This window comes from Pseudomonas nitroreducens (genome assembly GCF_014204515.1).
Classification (GTDB): Bacteria; Pseudomonadota; Gammaproteobacteria; order Pseudomonadales; family Pseudomonadaceae; genus Pseudomonas; species Pseudomonas nitritireducens_A.
In genome coordinates this window covers 109,939-127,636 of the sequence record NZ_JACHLI010000015.1, presented here as the reverse complement: position 1 = coordinate 127,636, position 17,698 = coordinate 109,939, and the positions used below count along the sequence as shown (strand labels likewise).

Genomic DNA, 17,698 nt, shown 5'->3' with positions numbered 1-17,698 from the left:
TGAGCGAGGCGAGCGAATCAGCGTCGCAAACGCGGAGCGGGGGAAGGCGATGGGCAAGTTGCGGCGTGGGTCGGCGCGGGGCCCGGTGTGGTGTCTGCTCCTGCTGGGATGGCTGGCCGCCTGGCCTTTTGCGTTGGCCGCCGCTGACGACCCGGGAGCGGCAGCCGTCCAGGCCGCCGAACAGCTGCCGGCCGAGCTGAAGATCGCCAACCGCAGCGTCATCGTGTTTCGCGCCACGTTGCTGGGCGAGGCTCCGGCGATCCGGGTTCATCGGGCGACGGCGGCCATCGAGGATGCCTTGCAGGGTGGCGAGGCGCTGACGGTCAGCATCGACCCGATCCAGAGCAGCTACCTGGTGCTGCTGGGCTACAACCGCGCCTTCATCGTTTCGCCGCTGGACGTCGACCAGCCCGGCACCTCCGTTCGCGCCGCGGCGGAAAAGGCCGCCGCCAACCTGCGCCTGGTGGTGGCGGAAAGCGGCGAGTCGCGCAACCTGCACTTCCTGCTCCGGGCCGCCGGCTACGCGCTGCTGGCCAGCGTGCTCTATGGCTTGCTGCTGCGCGGTGTGGGCTACCTGCGGCGCAAGTCGCTTGGCGTGCTGCCCGGACTCATGCAGCGCCATACCCACCTGTTGCGCCTGGGGCGTACCCCGGTGTTCGACACCCAGTACCTTTATTACCTGCTGGGTCGGCTGATCTGGCTGCTCTACTGGTTGCTGGTGCTGCTGCTGAGCTACCAGTGGCTGAGCTTCGTGCTCTCGCAGTTCCCCTATACCCGGCCCTGGGGCGAAAGCCTCAACGTCCACCTGCTGAACCTGGCGCGCTACCTGGCCAACGGCATGCTCGATGCGCTGCCGGGAATCGTCGTGGCGCTGTGCATCCTGCTCATCGCCCGGGCCTTCAGCGGCTTTGCCCGCAGCCTGCTGCAACGCCTGGCGCGGCCGGGCAACCTGCGCTGGCTGACTGAGGAAACCCTGCAGCCGACCACCCGGCTGACCTCCCTGGCGATCTGGCTGTTCGCCATTGTCATGGCCTATCCGTACCTGCCCGGGTCGGGCACCGAAGCCTTCAAGGGCCTGTCGGTGCTGGTGGGGCTGATGATTTCCCTCGGCGCTTCCAGCGTCATCGGCCAGGCCGCTTCCGGGCTGATCCTCACCTACTCGCGCACCCTGCGGGTCGGCGAGTTCGTCCGGATCGGCGACAACGAGGGTACCGTGACCGAGGTCGGCGTGTTCAACACCACCATCCGTACCGGCCTGGGCGAGGTGCTCACGTTGCCCAACTCGATGATCACCGGCTCGGTGACGCGCAACTATTCGCGCATCGTCCAGGGCCAGGGTTATGTGGTGGATACCGTGGTCACCATCGGCTACGACACCCCCTGGCGGCAGGTCGAGGCCATGCTCATCGAAGCGGCCCGACGCACCGAGGGCATCCTTGAAACCCCGGCGCCGCAGGTGTTCCAGACCGCGCTGTCGGACTTCTACCCCGAGTACCGCCTGGTGGCCCAGGCCATCCCCAGCGAACCGCGCCCGCGCGCAGTGCTGCTGAGCCTGCTGCACGCCAATATCCAGGACGTCTTCAACGAGTACGGCGTGCAGATCATGTCGCCGCATTACCTGGGCGACCCACGGGAGGCCAAGTGGGTGCCGAAGGAGCAGTGGCACGCGGCGCCGGCAAAGGCCCCGGAGCAGCGCTGAGGCTCGCCGGCCCTGTTGGCTGCATGAAGTTGCGCAGCCGGACACGCGCCGACCAACCGGTAAGCACGGCGGCCATGCTGGACTAGGATTGGGGATGCCGTATCAATAGAGTCGCGGTTTTTTCCAGCGGGAAAGGGCGGTCGGCATGGCAAGCGCAACGCGGCTGATCATTTGCGAATACTGCGACGCGGTGTATGAGCGCCTGCCGTTGCTGCGCCATCAGCGGGCGCTCTGCGTGCGCTGCGGCGGCGTGCTGCAGCGGCACAACCCGTTGACCATCCAGCAGCGCCTGGCCCTGGCGATCACCGCGGCGGTGCTGCTGGCCTTCGCCAACCTCTACCCGATCATGAGCATCAGCATGCAGGGCCTGGGCAATGCGGCCACCCTGTGGGATGCGGTGCTGATCCTCAGCCGCGGCCCGATCACCGGCATCGCCCTGGTGCTGGCCCTGGCCGTCATCCTCGCGCCGACCCTGCAGGTGGCCCTGCTGGTCTGGGTACTGGCTTTCGCCCTGGGCGGACGGCGTGCGCCGGCCTTCGCCTTCTGCATGCGCTGGCTGGAAGCGCTGCGGCCCTGGAGCATGCTGGAGGTGTGCCTGCTGGGCACCCTGGTGGCGGTGATCAAGCTCGCCGGCCTGCTGGATGTCATCCCCGGCATCGGCCTGGTGGCGATGGCGGCGCTGAGCGTGCTCATCCTCTATATCGCCGGCAAGGACATCCGCGACCTCTGGGAGCAGGTATGAGCACGCCGCCGCTGGCGACCCAGCTCGACCTCTGCCTGTGCCATGGCTGCGGGCGCACCTGCGACCTGCGCGAGGACGGCCACCGCTGTTCGCGCTGCGGCGCGCCGCTGCACCCGCGCAAGCAGGACGCCATCAACCGCTCCTGGGCCTTCCTGCTGGCCGCGCTGGTGTTCTACGTGCCGGCCAACCTGCTGCCGGTGATGCACACCGAAATGCTCGGCCAGGGCATCGACAGCACCATCGGCGGCGGCGTGCTGGAATTCTGGGAAGCCGGCGAGTGGGACATCGCGCTGATCATCTTCATTGCCAGCATCGGCGTGCCGGCCATCAAGTTCTTCGCCATGGGCATGCTGCTGTTCACCGCCCAGCGTGGCAGCGGCTGGGCGCGCCGGCAGCGTTCGCAGCTGTACCGGGTGGTGGAGCTGATCGGCTACTGGTCGATGCTCGACGTCATCGTGGTGGCGCTGGTCGCCGCCCTGGTGCAGATGCGCGAGCTGGGCACCATCGAGCCGCGCGCCGGCATCCTGTTCTTCGGCCTGGTGGTGGTGTTCACCATGCTCTCGGCCATGAGTTTCGATCCCCGGCATATCTGGGACAACCCGCAGGCACAAGGAGGCCGCATCGATGCAACGCGACACTGAGGACTCGAAGCCGGGCCAGGCGCAGGTCCGCACGCGGCGCTGGAACGTCTCGCTGGTCTGGATCGTGCCGATCGTCGCGCTGGCCATCGGTGCCTCGCTGATCGTGCGCAGCTGGATGGAAAAGGGGCCGGTCATCGAGATTTCCTTCCGCACCGGCGACGGCCTAGTGGCGCACAAGACCCAGGTGAAGTACCGCGCCGTGGTGATCGGCGAGGTGGATACGGTGGAACTGGCGCCGGACAAGCGCGGCGTCATCGCCACGGTAAAGCTGGACAAGGCGGCGGAATCCTTCGCCAGCGAGGGCGCGCAGTTCTGGGTGGTGCGCCCGCGGGTCGGCGCCGGTGGCATCAGCGGCGTCGATACCTTGCTTTCGGGCAGCTTCATCGGCGCCGACGCCGGCGAGTCGACCCGCCCGGCCAGGCACTTCACCGGCCTGGAGGCGCCGCCGCCGGTGACCTACGGCGAGAAGGGCAAGCGCTTCATGCTGCACGCCGATGACCTCGGCTCGCTGGATATCGGCTCCACCGTCTATTACCGCAAGATTCCCGTCGGCCAGGTCATCACCTACAACCTGCGCCAGGATGGCAAGGGCGTGGACATCGGCGTGTTCATCGAGGCGCCCAACGACGCCTTCGTCACCGCCAACAGCCGTTTCTGGAACGCCAGCGGCATCGACCTGGACCTGGGCGCCAACGGCCTGAAGGTGAATACCGAATCGCTGTCCTCGATCCTCATGGGCGGGCTGGCCTTCGGCGTGCCGGAGGGCGCACCGGCCGACGATGCCCTGGCCAAGGACGAGCAGGGTTTCGAGCTGTTCGCCGACCGCGATACCGCCCTGGCGCCTCCCGCCGGCATTGCCCAGAAGCTGCGGATGCGCTTCGACCAGTCGATGCGCGGCCTGGCTGTCGGCGCGCCGGTGGAGTTCATGGGCGTCGCCTTCGGCAAGGTCACTTCGGTGAAGCTGGACTACGACCCGAAGACGCTCAGCTTCCCGGTGATGGTCGAGGCCGTGGTCTACCCGCAGCGCCTGGGGCCGGTGCGTGATCGCATGCTGGCGATCTCCAATACCCAGGCCGGCGACGAGGAAGCCGCCGCCAACCTGATCGCGGCCTTCGTCAAGCACGGCCTGCGCGCCCAGGCGCGCAGCGGCAACCTGCTCACCGGGCAACTGTTCGTCTCGCTGGACTTCTACCCCGATGCCAAGCCGGTGCAGTTCGATGTCGCCGCGCGGCCGTTCGTCATCCCCACCGTGCCCGGCAGCCTCGACAAGCTGCAGGAGCAGTTGCAGGAAGTGGTCGAGCGCATCCGCAAGCTGCCGCTGGAGCGCATTGCCAACAACCTCGACGGCAACCTCAGCGAGCTGCAGAAGAGCCTGAAGCAGTTCAACGGGCAGACGCTGCCCAACGTGACCAGGACCCTGGACGAGGTCAGCGCCACGCTCAAGACCGCCAATGCCGCGCTGGGCGAGAACTCGCCGCAGCGGGAGAAGCTCAGCGACACGCTGGACGAACTGGACCGCATGTCGCGTTCGCTGCGTGATCTGTCCGACTACCTGGGCCGTCACCCCGAATCGTTGATCCGTGGCCGCCCGAAGAATGCCGATGCCGACAACCTGCGGCCCTGATCGAGGAGTGACACCGGATGCTTAAGTCAGTCAAATGGGCCCTGGTCGGGCTGGCCCCGCTGGTCTGGGGCTGCAGCAGCGCGCCGATCCACTACCACACCCTGCTGCCGGCGCAGCCGGGCACTGCCAGCGGCAATGTGCGGGTGGAGCGGGTGAGCATGCCGCCGCAGGTCGATCGCTCGCAGATCGTCGTGCGCCAGGGCGGCAGCGGGCTGTCGATCCTGGAGACGGAGTGGTGGGGCGCCAACCTGCTGGACGAGTTCCAGAACGCCCTGCAGGACCAGCTCGGTACGCCACTGGGCAAGGACGCGGCACTGCTGCGCGTCGATGTACAGCGCTTCGACTCGGTACCCGGCCAGTACGCCCTGCTGGACGCGCGCTGGCGCCTGAACAGCGGCAAGGAGTACTCCCTGACCTGCCGCAGCGTGCTGCAGACCCGCGCCGATGCCAGCGTCGATGCCCTGGTCAACGCCCACCAGAACAACCTGCGGCAACTGGCCGAGGCGGTACGCCAGGCCAGCTCCAGCGGCCGCTGCCCGTAACCTTCGGCTGCACTGGCGGCCGGCTGAAGGCCGCCTATCCTGTGAGGTCTGACGTCTCGTCTGAACCCCCACCGGAGAACCCCATGAACCTGCACCTCACCGACAAACTCGCCCTGGTCAGCGGTTCGACCAAGGGCATCGGCTTCGCCATTGCCCAGGGTCTGGCCCGCGAAGGGGCGAGGGTGATCCTCAATGGCCGCAGCCAGTCCTCCGTGGACGAGGCCATCGGACGGATTCGCCAGGAGCAGGCGGACGCCAGGGTCGAAGGCTTCGCCGGCGACCTGGCCGACCCGCAGCAGATCGACAAGCTGCTGCAGCGCTTTCCGGCGGTGGACGTGCTGGTGAACAACCTGGGCATCTTCGACCCCAAGCCCTTCGAGGACATCCCCGATGAGGACTGGGTGCGCTTCCTCGACGTCAACCTGCTCTCCGGCGTGCGACTGTCCCGCGCCTACCTGCTGGGCATGAAGCAGAAGAACTGGGGCCGCATCGTCTTCATCAGCAGCGAGAGCGGCGTGCAGATTCCCGTGGAGATGATCCACTACGGGGTCACCAAGACGGCCCAACTCGGCCTGTCCCGCGGGCTGGCGGAAAGCTGCGCGGGGACCGGCGTGACGGTCAACGCGGTGCTGCCGGGGCCGACCGCCTCCGAAGGAGTCAACGAGTTCGTCGACAAGCTCTCCGGCGGCCAGCCATTCGCCGAGTTCGAGGCGGAATTCTTCCGCACGGCGCGGCCCAGCTCGCTGATCCAGCGCTTCGCCAGGCCCGAGGAAGTGGCCAACCTGGTGGTCTATGTCTGCTCGGAGGCCTCGTCGGCCACCAACGGCGCGGCCCTGCGGGTGGATGGCGGGGTGGTGCGCTCGGCGTTCTGAGTCAATCGGCGCTGCGGCTCTCGAATTCCAGCCCCAGCGCCAGGTCGCCGCAACCGAGCTGGCCGAGCCACTGCTGGGCCTTCGGGCCGGCCAGGTGCGCATCCAGCTCGGCCTGGCTGCTCCAGCGGGTGAGCACCTGCCAACGGTCGGCCGCCAGCTCCTGCAACTCGCTCCCCTGGCAACCGGGTTGCTGGCGCACCTGCGCAATCAGTCGACTGAGATGCTCGCCCAGCGCAGCTGCCTGGCCGGGGAATGCCTGGACGCGAACGATGGCGATGGCGGACGGGGTCATGGCGAGGCTCCTTCGTGCTGGCCGGGTGAGTGGCCATTGGGCGCTGACGGCGGTCTCCGATAAAGGCCGGAACCGGCTTTCAAACCGATGCTGAAAGGTTACGGCCACGCCGTGTCTACCTGAACCGCCAATTTCCGCGAAAATTTCCAGGCCAATCGTCGTTGCCTAACTGCGATCTTCCCGGAATGCGTAGGAGCGGACTTCGTCCGCGATGACGAAGCCGCAGGCACAGAGCTGCCGGTGGGCGATCGCGGACAGAGTCCGCTCCTACGCTCCTTCTCAGACCAGCTGCTGCAGCAGGTCGCGGAGCTTGTCCAGGGCCGGGTCGATGTCCAGGGTGTCGATGGCGCCAAAGCCCAGCAGCAGGCCGTCGCGTAGCGGTTCCTGCTGGTAGAAGGGCGCCAGGCCGTAGAGGCCGACCTCGACCTTGCGTGCCAGCTCGACGAGCAGCGCCACGTTGACCGGCTCGCGCAGCAGTGCGGTGAGGTGGAAGCCGGCCACCGAGGGCACCGCTTCCAGCCAGGGCGCCAGATCGCCGCCCAGTCGCGCCAGGATGCGTTCGCGACGCCCGGCGTAGATGCCGTGGCAACGACGGATGTGCTTGAGCAGGTAGCCCTCGCTGATGAACTTGGCCAGCGCCCACTGCGGCAGCGTCGAGCTGTGCCAGTCGGATATCTGCCGGGCGCGCACCAGCGCCGGGAACAGGCTTGGCGGCGGGATCAGGTAGCCCAGGCGCAGCTCCGGCAACAGCACCTTGGAGAAGGTACCGATATAGGCCACCACCCCGTGGCGATCAAGACTCTGCAGGGCATCGGTGGGCCGGCCTTCGTAGCGGAACTCGCTGTCGTAGTCGTCCTCGATCACCAGCGCGCCCAGTTCCAGCGCACGGGCCAGCAGGGCTTCGCGGCGTGCCGCACTCATCGGCATGCCCAGCGGGAACTGGTGTGAAGGGGTGGTGTAGATCATCCGCGTGCCGTCGGGAATCTGCTCCACGCAGATGCCTTCGGCGTCCACCGGCACGCTGGCCACTTCGGCGCCCAGGGTCTGGAAGATCAGCCGCGCCGGCGTGTAGCCGGGATCCTCCATGGCCACCTTGTCGCCGGGGCGCAGCATCACGCGGGCGAGCAGGTCCAGGGCCTGTTGTGCGCCATTGCAGACCATCACGTCGTCCAGCTGGCAGTTCACCCCGCGGGCGTAGGAGATGTGCCGGGCGATGCCGTCGCGCAGCGGGGCGATGCCCTCGGGCGCGCTGTAGTGCCCGCGCAGGCCGCTCATCTGGCGCAGCGCGTGGTTCACGCAGCGCCGCCATTCTTCCTGGGGAAACTGCAGCTGGGTGGTGGCGCCGCCGATGAAGTCGGCCTTCGCCGTACCGGTGGCGCCGGGGTGGCGCAGGCGGGTGTCGAGGTTGGCCCAGCGGTCAATGTGGTCCTGGCTGGCGAAGCGCACCCCCTGTTGGCGCCGGTCATGACGCGGCAGGTGGGTGTTGACGAAGGTGCCGCTGCCGATCTTGCCCACCAGCACACCCTCATAGGTGAGCTGGGCGTAGGTGTCGGAGATGGTCTTGCGCGAGATGCCCAGCTGCTCGGCCAGCAGACGGCTGGGCGGCAGGCGGGTGCCGGCGGCGAGGCGGCCGGAATCGATGGCTTCGCGCAGCTGGCGATAGAGTTGCCCGGCGAGGTCCTTCTGGCCGTGGATGATCAGGTGCAGCTCCAAGGGCGGACTCCGGGTGGGCAGGGCGGTTGCGCAAGCGTAGCGCCGCTGCGTAGCCCGGTGAAGTTGCGCAGGCGAAATTCCGCGGATTGGTCACCCGCCGCCGTGACGGCCCGGCGCACAATGGCCCCATCAACTGCTGGAGTGCCGTCATGGAACCGCGTCTGGACTACTACACCGCCTCGCCGGAAGCGCTGAAGGCGGTGCTGGCGCTGGAAGCCGCCATCTTCGAACTGTCGGTGGAGAAGCCGCTGCTGGAGCTGGTGCGCCTGCGCGTGTCGCAGGTGAACAACTGTGCCTTCTGCGCCGACATGCATGCGATGGAGGCGCGCCGCAACGGCGAATCCGAGCGGCGCCTGTTCGCCGTCAGCGTCTGGCGCGAATCACCGTTCTTCACCGAGCGCGAGCGCGCGGCGCTGGCCTGGTGCGAGTCGGTGACGCTGCTGTCCGAATCCAAGGTGCCCCTGGAGGTCTTCGAACTGGCCCGCGAGCAGTTCAGCGAGCGGGAACTGGTGGACCTGACCGTGGCCATCGGCGCGATCAATGTGTGGAACCGCCTGGGCGTATCCTTCCGCCAGCAGCCGCCGGCCTGAGCTGCGCATTTGTAGGGCGGATAACGCGCCAGCGTTATCCGCCGCGCGGTGATCGGCGGATAACCTGTTCCAGGTTATTCGCCCTACGTGCTGCCATGCTTTTCGTAGGAGCGAGCTTGCTCGCGAACGAATTTACCGGCAGCCGCGGTGTTGAGGCTGTTCGCGAGCAATAACGATGGCGTCCCCCTCGCTCCTACAGGATTCGCCTCGGCGAAGGGGGAGGCAGCACAGCGCCCCCACCAGCAAGGCACTGGCCGCCGCCCCCAGTGCCGGAATGAAGCTCCCGGTCAACCCGCGCAGCGCACTGGCCGCCAGCGGCCCGACGATTTGCCCGACCCCATACAGCGCGGTCATCGCCGCCAGCATGTTGAAGCGCACCTGCGCAGCCACCGCTCGGGCTGCGGGCATGGCGATGGTCACCGTGCCCATGAAGCTGCCGCCCACCAGCACCGCGCTGCCCAGGTAGAGCAGGGCCGAGTCGCCCAGCGCCGGCAGCATCACGCCGATGGCCTGCACCAGCAGGTTCAGCGCCAGCGCGCGGCGGCCGCCCAGCTTCAGGTGCAGGCGGTGCCAGAGGAAGCACGACGGTGCGGCACCCAGGCCGAACGCGGCCCACACCTGCAGCGGGTCGATGGCGCCCAGGCCGCTCTTCATCAGCAGCGGCAGGTAGGTGGCGGTGATGATGTAGCCGAAACCGGCCAGCCCGTAGACCAGCAGGATGATCGGCGCGGACAGCTCCGGCGCCGGTCCCGTGCCGGTCGCCGACTGCTGTGCTGCGCTCGGTCCGTCACGGCCCAGCGCGGGCGCGGCCAGCAGCGACAACACCAGCCCGGCCAGCGCAAGAACACACCAGATCGCCGCGCTGCCCAGGCCGAAGGCGTTGCCAGCGGCGATCAGCTCGGCTGAGACCAGGATGCCGACGCCCACGCCAGCGAACATCATCGGCGCTCCATGGCTTTCACCCATGCTCTGCAATAGCCATTGCGCGGCACTGACCAGGGCCATGGCGCTGAGCACGCCGGCCAGCAGGCGCACGCCGATGGCGAACCACGCCGGCGCCGGAACGGCCATGGCGGCCAGGGTGGCGAGCGTGCCGATCAGGGCAATCACACAGATGCGCGCGGCGTGCCGTTCCTGACTGCGCGCCAGCAGCAAGGCGCCGAGCAGGTAGCCGGCATAGTTGGCCGAGGCGGCCAGGGAACCGCCGGTGACGCTGAGCACGCCGTCGCGAACCATCAGCGGATAGAGCCCGGTGAAGGCGAAACGGCCGAAGCCCATACCGACGGCGAGGATCAGTGCCGCTGACAGCGCGGCGGGCAGGCGACGAGTGCGATTCATGGGCGTGCCTCCAGGGTTTCCCGCCAGCGCTGGAAGGCGCCGGTGGCGTAGCCGTCGCGCCAGATCAGCAGGGTGTCCACTTCCAGCAGCGGTACCACCTGCAGGTCGGGCATCTCCCGTTGCAGCTCCAGCACCGAGCGCGGCAGCACGCCGAAGCAGGAACCGGCGTTCACGCAGGCGAGGATGCCGTGGTACGAGCCGACTTCCTGCACGGCCAGCGAGGCGCCCTTGAGCCAGCCTTCGAGCAGTTGGCGATAGGTGCAGCCGCGGGCGAAGCCCACCAGGGTGCGAATCTGTACATCTTCCGGGCGTGTGACCGGCGGGTGGTCGCCCGGCAGCACCAGCAGCAGTTCCTCGCGGAACACCGGCACGGCGCACAGGCCGCGTTCCAGCAGCGCTTCGAAGCCCGGCTCGGCGTGGAGGATGTCCGGGTGGGAGATCAGCGCACAGTCGAGCTGGCGGTTCAGCACCTCATTGATCAGCTTCTGGCTGTGGCCGGTGGTGACGTGCAGTTCCACCTCCGGGTAGGCGCGGTGGTAGCGCGCCAGGAGCTCGGGCAGGCGGCTGGCGGCAGCGGCCTCCATGCTGCCCAGGCGCAGGCTGCCGGTGGCGCTGCTGGGGTGCAACGACTGTCGCGCCTCGCTGGCCAGGGCCAGCAGTTGCTCGGCGTAGCGGAGGAATTCGCGGCCCTGGTCGGTCAGCGACATGCGCTTGCCGTCGCGTAGGAACAGCGCCGCGCCGAGGTCTTCCTCAAGTTGGCGGATGCGCGTGGTGACGTTCGATTGCACGCGTTGCAGGCGGGCCGCGGCGCGGGTGACGCTCTGTTCCTCGGCCACGCAGCGGAAGATTTCCAGGCTGGAGAGATCCATGATTAATCTTCAATAGAGAATATGTTGCGACGAATATTCTCTTCATGAGATGGTAAGTCAAGCGTTAGCAAGCCCCAAGGCGAATCCGCCGGCCCGACGACGAGGACCCCGTCATGCCCATCACCGAACTGCTCGGCATCCAGCACCCCATCATCCAGGCGCCCATGGTCGGCGTGTCCACCCCGGCGCTGGCGGCGGCGGTGTCCAATGCCGGCGGGCTGGGTTCCATCGGTCTGGGCGCGAGCAACGCGATCCAGGCCCGAGCGCTGCTGGAGCAGACTCGCGCACTGACCGACAAACCGCTCAACCTCAATCTGTTCTGCCATCGCCCGGCGGTGGCCGATCCGGCTCGCGAGGCCGCCTGGCTGGAACACCTGCGCCCGCTGTTCGCCGAATTCGGCGCGCAGCCGCCAGCGCAGGTCAGCGAGATCTACCGCAGCTTCCTGGACGATCCCGAGATGCTGGCGTTCCTTATCGAGGCGCGCCCGGCAGTGGTCAGCTTCCACTTCGGCCTGCCGCCGCAGGACTGGATCGATCGCCTGAAAGCTGCCGGCATCCGTCTGCTGGCCACCGCCACCTGCCTGGAAGAAGGCCGCGCCATCGAGGCGGCGGGCATCGATGCCATCGTCGCGCAAGGCTATGAAGCCGGCGGCCATCGAGGCGTGTTCGAGCCGGAGAAGGACGCGCGTATCGGGACCTTTGCGCTGGTCCGCACCCTGGTGAAAGGCACCGGACTGCCGGTGATCGCGGCGGGTGGCATCATGGATGGCCAGGGCATGCGCGCGGTGTTTGCACTGGGTGCCCAGGCCGTGCAGATGGGTACGGCGTTCATCAGCGCCGACGAGTCCTCGGCCAACGCCGCGTTCAAGGCGGCGCTGCGGGGTGAGCGCGGGGAGCGCACCGAAGTGACGGCGGCGATTTCCGGCCGTGCGGCGCGGGGCATGGTCAACCGGCTGTTCACCGATGTGGGCAATGCTGATGCGCCGGCGCTGCCGGATTATCCGATCACCTACGACGCCGCCAAGGCGCTGACCGCTGCGGCGACCGCCAAGGGCAATACGGATTTTGCCGTGCAATGGGCCGGGCAGGGCGCGCCGCTGTCGCGGGAAATGTCGGCGGCGAAGCTGGTGGAGACGCTGATGGCCGAGTTTCGCTCCGGCGCCGATTCCTGCCGCTTGTAGGAGCGAGCTTGCTCGAGAACAGAAACGTAGGGCGCATAACCTGGAACAGGTTATCCGCCAGCCCTTGCACGGCGGATAACGCTGGCGCGTTATCCGCCCTACGAGTCTACGAGACGACAACACCCAGCAGGCACGAAGCGTAGGAGCGGACCCTGTCCGCGAAATCCTTCACCCTGGCAAATAGGGTCGGGCCTTCGCGGACAAGGTCCGCTCCTACAAAAGCAGGTGTGTCCTGGCCCGCTCGATCAGCGGGCGCTCACGGCAGCAGCAGGCTTCTCCCGTGGCCGCCACAGCTCGGCCAGCAGCACGCCGGCCAGGGTCAGCGCGCCGCCCACCAGGTGGTAGCTGGTCAGCTGCTCGCCGAGCACCACGGCGGCGATGGCGGCGGTCAGCACCGGCAGCAGGTTGAAGAACAGCGCCATGCGGCTCGGCCCCATGCGCTGCACGCCCTGCATCCACGCCAGCGCACCGACGATGGAAGCCAGCAGTCCGGCATAGAGGATCAGCGGGATGTTCGCCGCGCTCAGGCCGTAATGCGGCGAGGCCACGTACAGCGGCGCCAGCGCGACAATGGCCACCAGCACCTGCAGGTACAGCATCAGCAAGGGCGGCAGTGGCAGGTTCCATTTCTTCAGCAGTACGCCGTACACGCCGTAGGCGAGGGTGGCGATGATCATCATGCCGTCGCCCAGGTTCACGCCGTGGCTGATCAGCTGGCGCGGGTTGCCCTGGGTGATCACCAGCAGCACGCCGCCCAGCGAGACCAGCGCGCCCAGCACGGCAGCGACGCTCAGCTTGTGGCGCAGCAGCACCGAGGCCAGCGCGAGGGACATCAGCGGCATCAGCGAGAGGATGATGCCCATGTTGGTCGCCGAGGTGAGCGCGGCGGCGTAGTAGGCCAGGCACTGGTAGACGGCCATGCCGAGCAGGCCGAGGGTGATGATCCTGCCCAGGTTGGCGCGAATCACCGGCCAGTGGACGAGGGTGGCGCGCAGCAGGAAGGGCGTGAGCAACGCGCCGGCCAGCAGCCAGCGGAAGAAGCCGATCTCCGCCGGGGCGATCTGGCCCACGGCGAGCTTGTTGACGACGGTGTTGCCGGACCAGATGACCACGGCCAGCAGGGGGAACAGGTAGTTCATGGGGGTTTTTACGTTTCCGGTGGGGCTTTGGAGTGGTGGCTCTCCCTCTCCCTAACCCTCTCCCTGAAGGGAGAGGGGACTGTCCTGAGCTTGCGGACAGTACAGTGCTTGCCGGCTGGCTCCGATATTCCACAACACGCCGAACGGCCCCCTCTCCCTTCGGAGCGGGGCGCGTAGCCAGGGCTGGGGAGAGGGTGTTCCACAGTGGGCACCATTGTCCGTCCGTCCGATTCGAGACGTATAATGAAAACCGGACAATCCACCCCGGCTTTCGGACATGACCCGCATCCTGCCGCTCCCGCTTCCCGATATCGACCGGCTGCCCGCCGATCTCTACTTCCGCTACGACGAGTTCGACGCCGGCAGCCATTCGCCCAGCCACCGCCACGCCTGGGGCCAGCTCAACTATGCGTCCCACGGGGTAATGGAACTCGAAGTCGACGGCCAGCGCTTCCTCTCGCCGCCGCAATACGCGGTATGGGTGCCGCCGGGGCGGGAACACAGCTGCTACAACCGCCAGGCCATCGTTTATCGGTCTCTCTATGTCTGTGCCGAGCTGGCCGGCAAACTGCCGCAGCAACCGTGCACCCTGGCGATCAGCGACATCCTCAAGGCGATCCTCTCCGACTTCGCCGCGCGCCAGGTGCACATCCCGCAGAGCGCCGCCGACCAACGCCTGGCCGAGGTGGTGATCGATCAGCTACAGGCCGCGCAACCCCATGACGACTACCTGCCCTACGCCAGCGGCGGCGCGCTGGGCGAAGTGCTCGCCGCGCTGCAGGCCAAGCCCGGCGACAACCGCACCCTGGCGCAATGGGCCGAGCGCGTGCACAGCACCGAGCGCACCCTGGCGCGGGCCTGTCAGCGGGAGTTGGGGATGTCGTTCGGCGAATGGCGCCAGCGCCTGCGGTTTCTCGCCTCCATCGAGGCACTGGCATCGGGGGAAGGGGTGCAGCAGATCGCTTTCAACCTGGGCTACAGCAGCCCTTCGGCGTTCATCGCGATGTTCCGGCGGCTGTCGGGCACCACGCCGGAGCAGTATCGCTCGACCTTCCGCGCCCTGGCGGAAGGCTGAGTCCTACGGCTTGCCGTCTTCCAGGCCCTTGAGGGTCTTGCGGCAGTGGATCAGCGCGTCGCGCACCATGAAGTTCACCAGGGTCGGGGAAACGCCCAGTTCCTCGGCGATCTCCTTCTGCGTGCGGCCATGCAGGCGATACATCTCGAAGGCGTAGCGGGTGCGCTCGGGCAGGGTCTGCAGGGCACTGGAGATGGCCTCCAGGGTCTGCCGGTCCTCGTGCTCGATCTCCGGTGACGCGGACGGCGTCGCGATGTGCATGCCTTCTTCCTCGCTACCCGAGTAGCGCTTCTCCAGCGCCTGGCGGCGGTACAGGTCGATGGCCAGGTTGCGCACCACGCGCATCAGGTAGCCGCTCTGCGACTGGATGCCGGGGGTGAGGTCGCTCGCATTGAGCTTGATGTACGCATCGTGCACCACGTCTTCGGCATGGCTGCGGCAGCCGAGGATGCGTGCGGCCGCATTGATGAAAGTCTGCCGGTGGGTAGCGAACAGCTCGTGGAGAGCGGGGCGCGACTCGGCGGGCATTGGCTTGGACATGCAAGGGTTTTCCTATGCGGCGGCGGAGGCGGGGACGTCCACATGGGTTGAGGCGGCCAATCTAGATCAAATGATAATTATTATCAATTTATTCGGAAGATTCGGACTATCGCTCTGCGACAGGGTTCCCACACCAGTGTGAAGTTTTTCCATTCGCTCACTTCTGTCAGACGACCGATCACACAGGCGAAGGATGAGGAAGGAAATTTCGCCGGCGCATATCTTATGAGAATTAATCGCATCCGAGAACACTAACTATTTCATCGTCTCCCTCGTCTTCATGGCAGAGCTGGAAAAACATCGGTAATGGCCGATGGCCGGCATCCCCTACGGCTGAAGGAGAAGAGCGATGGCTTTCGATCGCGAAGACGCGGTTTACAAGGTGCTGGTCAACGGTGAAGAGCAGTACTCGCTGTGGCCCGAGTACAAGGAAGTCCCCGCCGGCTGGCGCGAGGCGGGCAAGCAGGGCAACAAGGCCGAGTGCCTGGCCTTCGTCGAAGCCAACTGGACCGACATGCGCCCGCTGAGCCTGCGACAGAAGATGGATGGCCAGGCGGCGGGGCAGTAACCCATGTTGCGTCTGTTCTGCCTGCCGTATTCGGGCGCCAGCGCCATGGTCTATGCGCGCTGGAAGCGCCAGCTGCCGAGCTGGATCGAAGTCTGCCCGGTGGAGCTGCCCGGCCGTGGCCGACGCTTTGCCGAAAGCCTGCAGACCGACCTGCGCGCCCTGGCCGGCCAGTTGGCCGATGAAATCGCCGCGCGCCTGGATCAGCCCTACGCCATCTTCGGCCACAGCCTCGGTGGCCTGCTGGCCTTCGAGCTGGCCCATGCGCTGCGCGAGCGCGGCCTGCCGATGCCGCAGGCGCTGTTCGCTTCGGCGGCTTCGGCGCCGGCCCGGCGCGACAGCCACCGCGAGCTGGCCGAGGAGCAGAGCGACGCCCAGCTGATCGAGCGCATGCGCCGCCTGGGTGGCACTGCGGAAGCGGTGTTCGCCGATGCCGAAATGCTCGCCCTGACCCTGCCCGTCATGCGCGCCGATTTCCTCCTCTGCGGCCTCTACGACTACCGCCGTCGCCCCGCGCTGGCCTGCCCGATCCACGTGTTCGGCGGCAAGGCCGACCGGCTCTCGGTGGATTCGCTTTCGGCCTGGCAGGACGAGACCAGCGCCGGTTTCTCCCTGGAGATGCTCGACGGCGGCCACTTCTTCCTCAACAGCGGCGAGGCGCGCCTGCTCGAGCTGCTGCTCGGCCGCCTCCAGCAGCCAGGCCAGACGCCCAGCTCGGCGCTGGCCTGAACGACTCCTGCGGAGAATCCCGATGTCCAGTTCCTCCCTGTTCGACATTGCTCCCCTGGCTGAAGCCCGCAGCGGCCTGCCGCTGCTGGTGCAGGCCCGTGGCGAGGGCATCGACCTGCTCGACGCCCTGGCCGAGTTGCGCCCGCTGGTGGCTGAACGCCTGCCGGTGTGCGCCGGCATCCTCTTCCGCGGCTTCCAGGTCGGCGCGGCGGAGCGCTTCCGCGAGTTTGCCGCCGGCTTCGGCCACCCGCTGCTCAACTACGAATTCGGCTCCACCCCGCGCAGCAACGTCACCAGCGGCGTGTACACCTCCACCGAATACCCGCCGCACCAGCACATCCCGCTGCACAACGAGCAGGCCTACACCCGCGAGTGGCCGCTGAAGATCTGGTTCTACTGCGTGCAGGCCGCGCAGAGCGGCGGCGAGACGCCCATCGCCGACAGCCGCGAGATCTACCGCAAGGTTGACGAAGGCATCCGCCGTCGCTTCAGCGAGCGCGGCCTGATGTACACCCGCAACTTCGGCAACGGCCTGGACGTGGCCTGGGAGCAGGTGTTCAACAGCGACGATCCGGCCGTGGTCGAGGCCTACTGCAAGGCCCACCAGATCGGCTGGGAGTGGAAGGAAGACGGCGAGCTGCGCACCCGCCAGGTGTGCCAGGCGGTGGCGCAGCACCCGCTCACCCGCGACTGGGTGTGGTTCAACCAGGCGCACCTGTTCCACGTCTCCAACCTGCCGCCGGAAGTGCGCGAGAGCCTGCTGGAAATCGTCGACGAGGAAGACCTGCCGCGCAACGTCTACTACGGCGACGGCAGCCCCATCGAGCCCTCGGTGCTCGATGAAGTCCGCGGCGTGCTGGAGGAAGCCAAGGTGAGCTTCCCCTGGTACAGCGGCGATGTGCTGATGCTCGACAACATGCTCGCCGCCCACGCGCGCTCGCCGTTCAGCGGTCCGCGCAAGGTCGTGGTGGCGATGGCGGAAGGGCATGGGGCTGACGCACAAGGCTGATGGCTAGCACGGATAACTCCCTCTCCCTTCGGAGCGGGGCGCGTAGCCAGGGCTGGGGTGAGGGGTTTTCGCCGAGCATCGAAGTCGTCGGTAGCACCCTCTCCCTAGCCCTCTCCCTGAAGGGAGAGGGGACTGTCCGGAGCAGGCAGATGTATCAGGAGTTAGCCGGGAGAAAGGCCGGCACGGATAGCTCCCTCTCCCTCTGGGAGAGGGCTGGGGTGAGGGAAATGGCCGTGCACCGAGATTGCCGGTAGCGCCCTCACCCTAACCCTCTCCCAGAGGGAGAGGGGACCGTTCGGAGCAGATGGATGTACCAGAACTACGCCGGAGTATCAGCCGGCACGGATAGCTCCCTCTCCCTCTGGGAGAGGGCGGGGGTGAGGGAAATGGCCGAGCAGCGAAGTCGCCGGTAGCGCCCTCACCCTGACCCTCTCCCAGAGGGAGAGGGGACTGATCAGAGCGTGTGATCGATCACGGCGCTCCGCTCAAGCAGCTGAACCCACGAATTTCCACCCGGCGAGTCCCCACGCCCGCCGCC

General features: G+C 67.4%; 18 protein-coding genes. 12 read left to right on the top strand and 6 right to left on the bottom strand.

The window, feature by feature from the left end:
* The first annotated feature begins 49 nt into the window (after positions 1–49).
* The 6 genes from HNP46_RS18945 (at position 50) to HNP46_RS18920 (ending at position 6,120) form a co-directional block, all read left to right on the top strand.
* On the top strand, positions 50–1,699 hold the full coding sequence (locus tag HNP46_RS18945; protein WP_184591924.1) for a mechanosensitive ion channel family protein: 1,650 nt from the start codon (positions 50–52) through the stop codon (positions 1,697–1,699).
* Positions 1,700–1,844: 145 nt separating this feature from the next.
* Positions 1,845–2,441: a paraquat-inducible protein A gene (locus HNP46_RS18940; RefSeq protein ID WP_184591922.1), complete on the top strand. Its 597-nt coding sequence runs from the start codon at positions 1,845–1,847 to the stop codon at positions 2,439–2,441.
* Positions 2,438–3,082, top strand: a complete 645-nt coding sequence (locus HNP46_RS18935; protein WP_184591920.1) for a paraquat-inducible protein A — start codon at positions 2,438–2,440, stop codon at positions 3,080–3,082. The genes HNP46_RS18940 and HNP46_RS18935 overlap by 4 nt, the downstream gene beginning before the upstream one ends.
* Positions 3,066–4,706 (top strand): intermembrane transport protein PqiB, encoded by a 1,641-nt coding sequence (locus HNP46_RS18930; protein WP_184591918.1) that lies wholly within the window; start codon positions 3,066–3,068, stop codon positions 4,704–4,706. The genes HNP46_RS18935 and HNP46_RS18930 overlap by 17 nt, the downstream gene beginning before the upstream one ends.
* A gap of 17 nt (positions 4,707–4,723) precedes the next feature.
* Positions 4,724–5,248, top strand: a complete 525-nt coding sequence (locus HNP46_RS18925; RefSeq protein WP_184591916.1) for a PqiC family protein — start codon at positions 4,724–4,726, stop codon at positions 5,246–5,248.
* Positions 5,249–5,331: 83 nt separating this feature from the next.
* Positions 5,332–6,120: an SDR family NAD(P)-dependent oxidoreductase gene (locus HNP46_RS18920; protein ID WP_184591914.1), complete on the top strand. Its 789-nt coding sequence runs from the start codon at positions 5,332–5,334 to the stop codon at positions 6,118–6,120.
* A 1-nt stretch (position 6,121) separates the two neighbouring features.
* Here HNP46_RS18920 and HNP46_RS18915 read toward each other — a convergent pair whose 3' ends face one another.
* Positions 6,122–6,412 carry a putative quinol monooxygenase gene (locus HNP46_RS18915; protein ID WP_184591912.1) on the bottom strand — a complete coding sequence of 97 codons (291 nt, stop codon included), beginning with the start codon at positions 6,410–6,412 and terminating at the stop codon, positions 6,122–6,124.
* Between the two features lie 279 nt (positions 6,413–6,691).
* Positions 6,692–8,125, bottom strand: coding sequence for a PLP-dependent aminotransferase family protein (locus tag HNP46_RS18910; protein ID WP_184591910.1), 1,434 nt, complete (start codon positions 8,123–8,125; stop codon positions 6,692–6,694).
* 149 nt (positions 8,126–8,274) lie between these two features.
* Here HNP46_RS18910 and HNP46_RS18905 point away from each other — a divergent pair, with 149 nt between their 5' ends.
* A complete protein-coding gene (locus HNP46_RS18905) occupies positions 8,275–8,715 on the top strand; it encodes a carboxymuconolactone decarboxylase family protein (RefSeq protein WP_184591908.1) in 441 nt (146 codons plus the stop codon).
* A 132-nt stretch (positions 8,716–8,847) separates the two neighbouring features.
* Here the strand turns inward: HNP46_RS18905 and HNP46_RS18900 are convergent, their stop codons facing one another.
* Positions 8,848–10,053: a YbfB/YjiJ family MFS transporter gene (locus HNP46_RS18900; protein ID WP_184591906.1), complete on the bottom strand. Its 1,206-nt coding sequence runs from the start codon at positions 10,051–10,053 to the stop codon at positions 8,848–8,850.
* Complete coding sequence (locus HNP46_RS18895) at positions 10,050–10,922, bottom strand: LysR substrate-binding domain-containing protein (protein WP_184591903.1); 873 nt, start codon at positions 10,920–10,922, stop codon at positions 10,050–10,052. Before HNP46_RS18895 ends, HNP46_RS18900 begins: the two co-directional genes overlap by 4 nt.
* A 113-nt stretch (positions 10,923–11,035) precedes the next feature.
* On the opposite strand from HNP46_RS18895, the gene HNP46_RS18890 reads away from it, so the two are divergent.
* Positions 11,036–12,103 carry an NAD(P)H-dependent flavin oxidoreductase gene (locus HNP46_RS18890; protein WP_184591901.1) on the top strand — a complete coding sequence of 356 codons (1,068 nt, stop codon included), beginning with the start codon at positions 11,036–11,038 and terminating at the stop codon, positions 12,101–12,103.
* Positions 12,104–12,348: 245 nt separating this feature from the next.
* On the opposite strand, the gene HNP46_RS18885 is transcribed toward HNP46_RS18890, so the two are convergent.
* Positions 12,349–13,242, bottom strand: coding sequence for a DMT family transporter (locus HNP46_RS18885; RefSeq protein WP_184591899.1), 894 nt, complete (start codon positions 13,240–13,242; stop codon positions 12,349–12,351).
* 277 nt (positions 13,243–13,519) lie between these two features.
* On the opposite strand from HNP46_RS18885, the gene HNP46_RS18880 reads away from it, so the two are divergent.
* Positions 13,520–14,317 carry an AraC family transcriptional regulator gene (locus HNP46_RS18880; RefSeq protein ID WP_184591897.1) on the top strand — a complete coding sequence of 266 codons (798 nt, stop codon included), beginning with the start codon at positions 13,520–13,522 and terminating at the stop codon, positions 14,315–14,317.
* 3 nt (positions 14,318–14,320) lie between these two features.
* Here the strand turns inward: HNP46_RS18880 and HNP46_RS18875 are convergent, their stop codons facing one another.
* Entirely contained in the window at positions 14,321–14,857 is a 537-nt protein-coding gene (locus HNP46_RS18875; RefSeq protein ID WP_081516992.1) for an RNA polymerase factor sigma-70, read from the bottom strand.
* 349 nt (positions 14,858–15,206) lie between these two features.
* On the opposite strand from HNP46_RS18875, the gene HNP46_RS18870 reads away from it, so the two are divergent.
* The 3 genes from HNP46_RS18870 to HNP46_RS18860 are packed head-to-tail and all read left to right on the top strand — an operon-like array spanning position 15,207 to position 17,160.
* A complete protein-coding gene (locus HNP46_RS18870; RefSeq protein ID WP_184591895.1) occupies positions 15,207–15,425 on the top strand; it encodes an MbtH family protein in 219 nt (72 codons plus the stop codon).
* Between the two features lie 3 nt (positions 15,426–15,428).
* Complete coding sequence (locus HNP46_RS18865) at positions 15,429–16,151, top strand: thioesterase II family protein (protein ID WP_184591893.1); 723 nt, start codon at positions 15,429–15,431, stop codon at positions 16,149–16,151.
* Positions 16,152–16,173: 22 nt separating this feature from the next.
* On the top strand, positions 16,174–17,160 hold the full coding sequence (locus tag HNP46_RS18860) for a TauD/TfdA family dioxygenase (RefSeq protein WP_184591891.1): 987 nt from the start codon (positions 16,174–16,176) through the stop codon (positions 17,158–17,160).
* Positions 17,161–17,698: the final 538 nt, after the last annotated feature.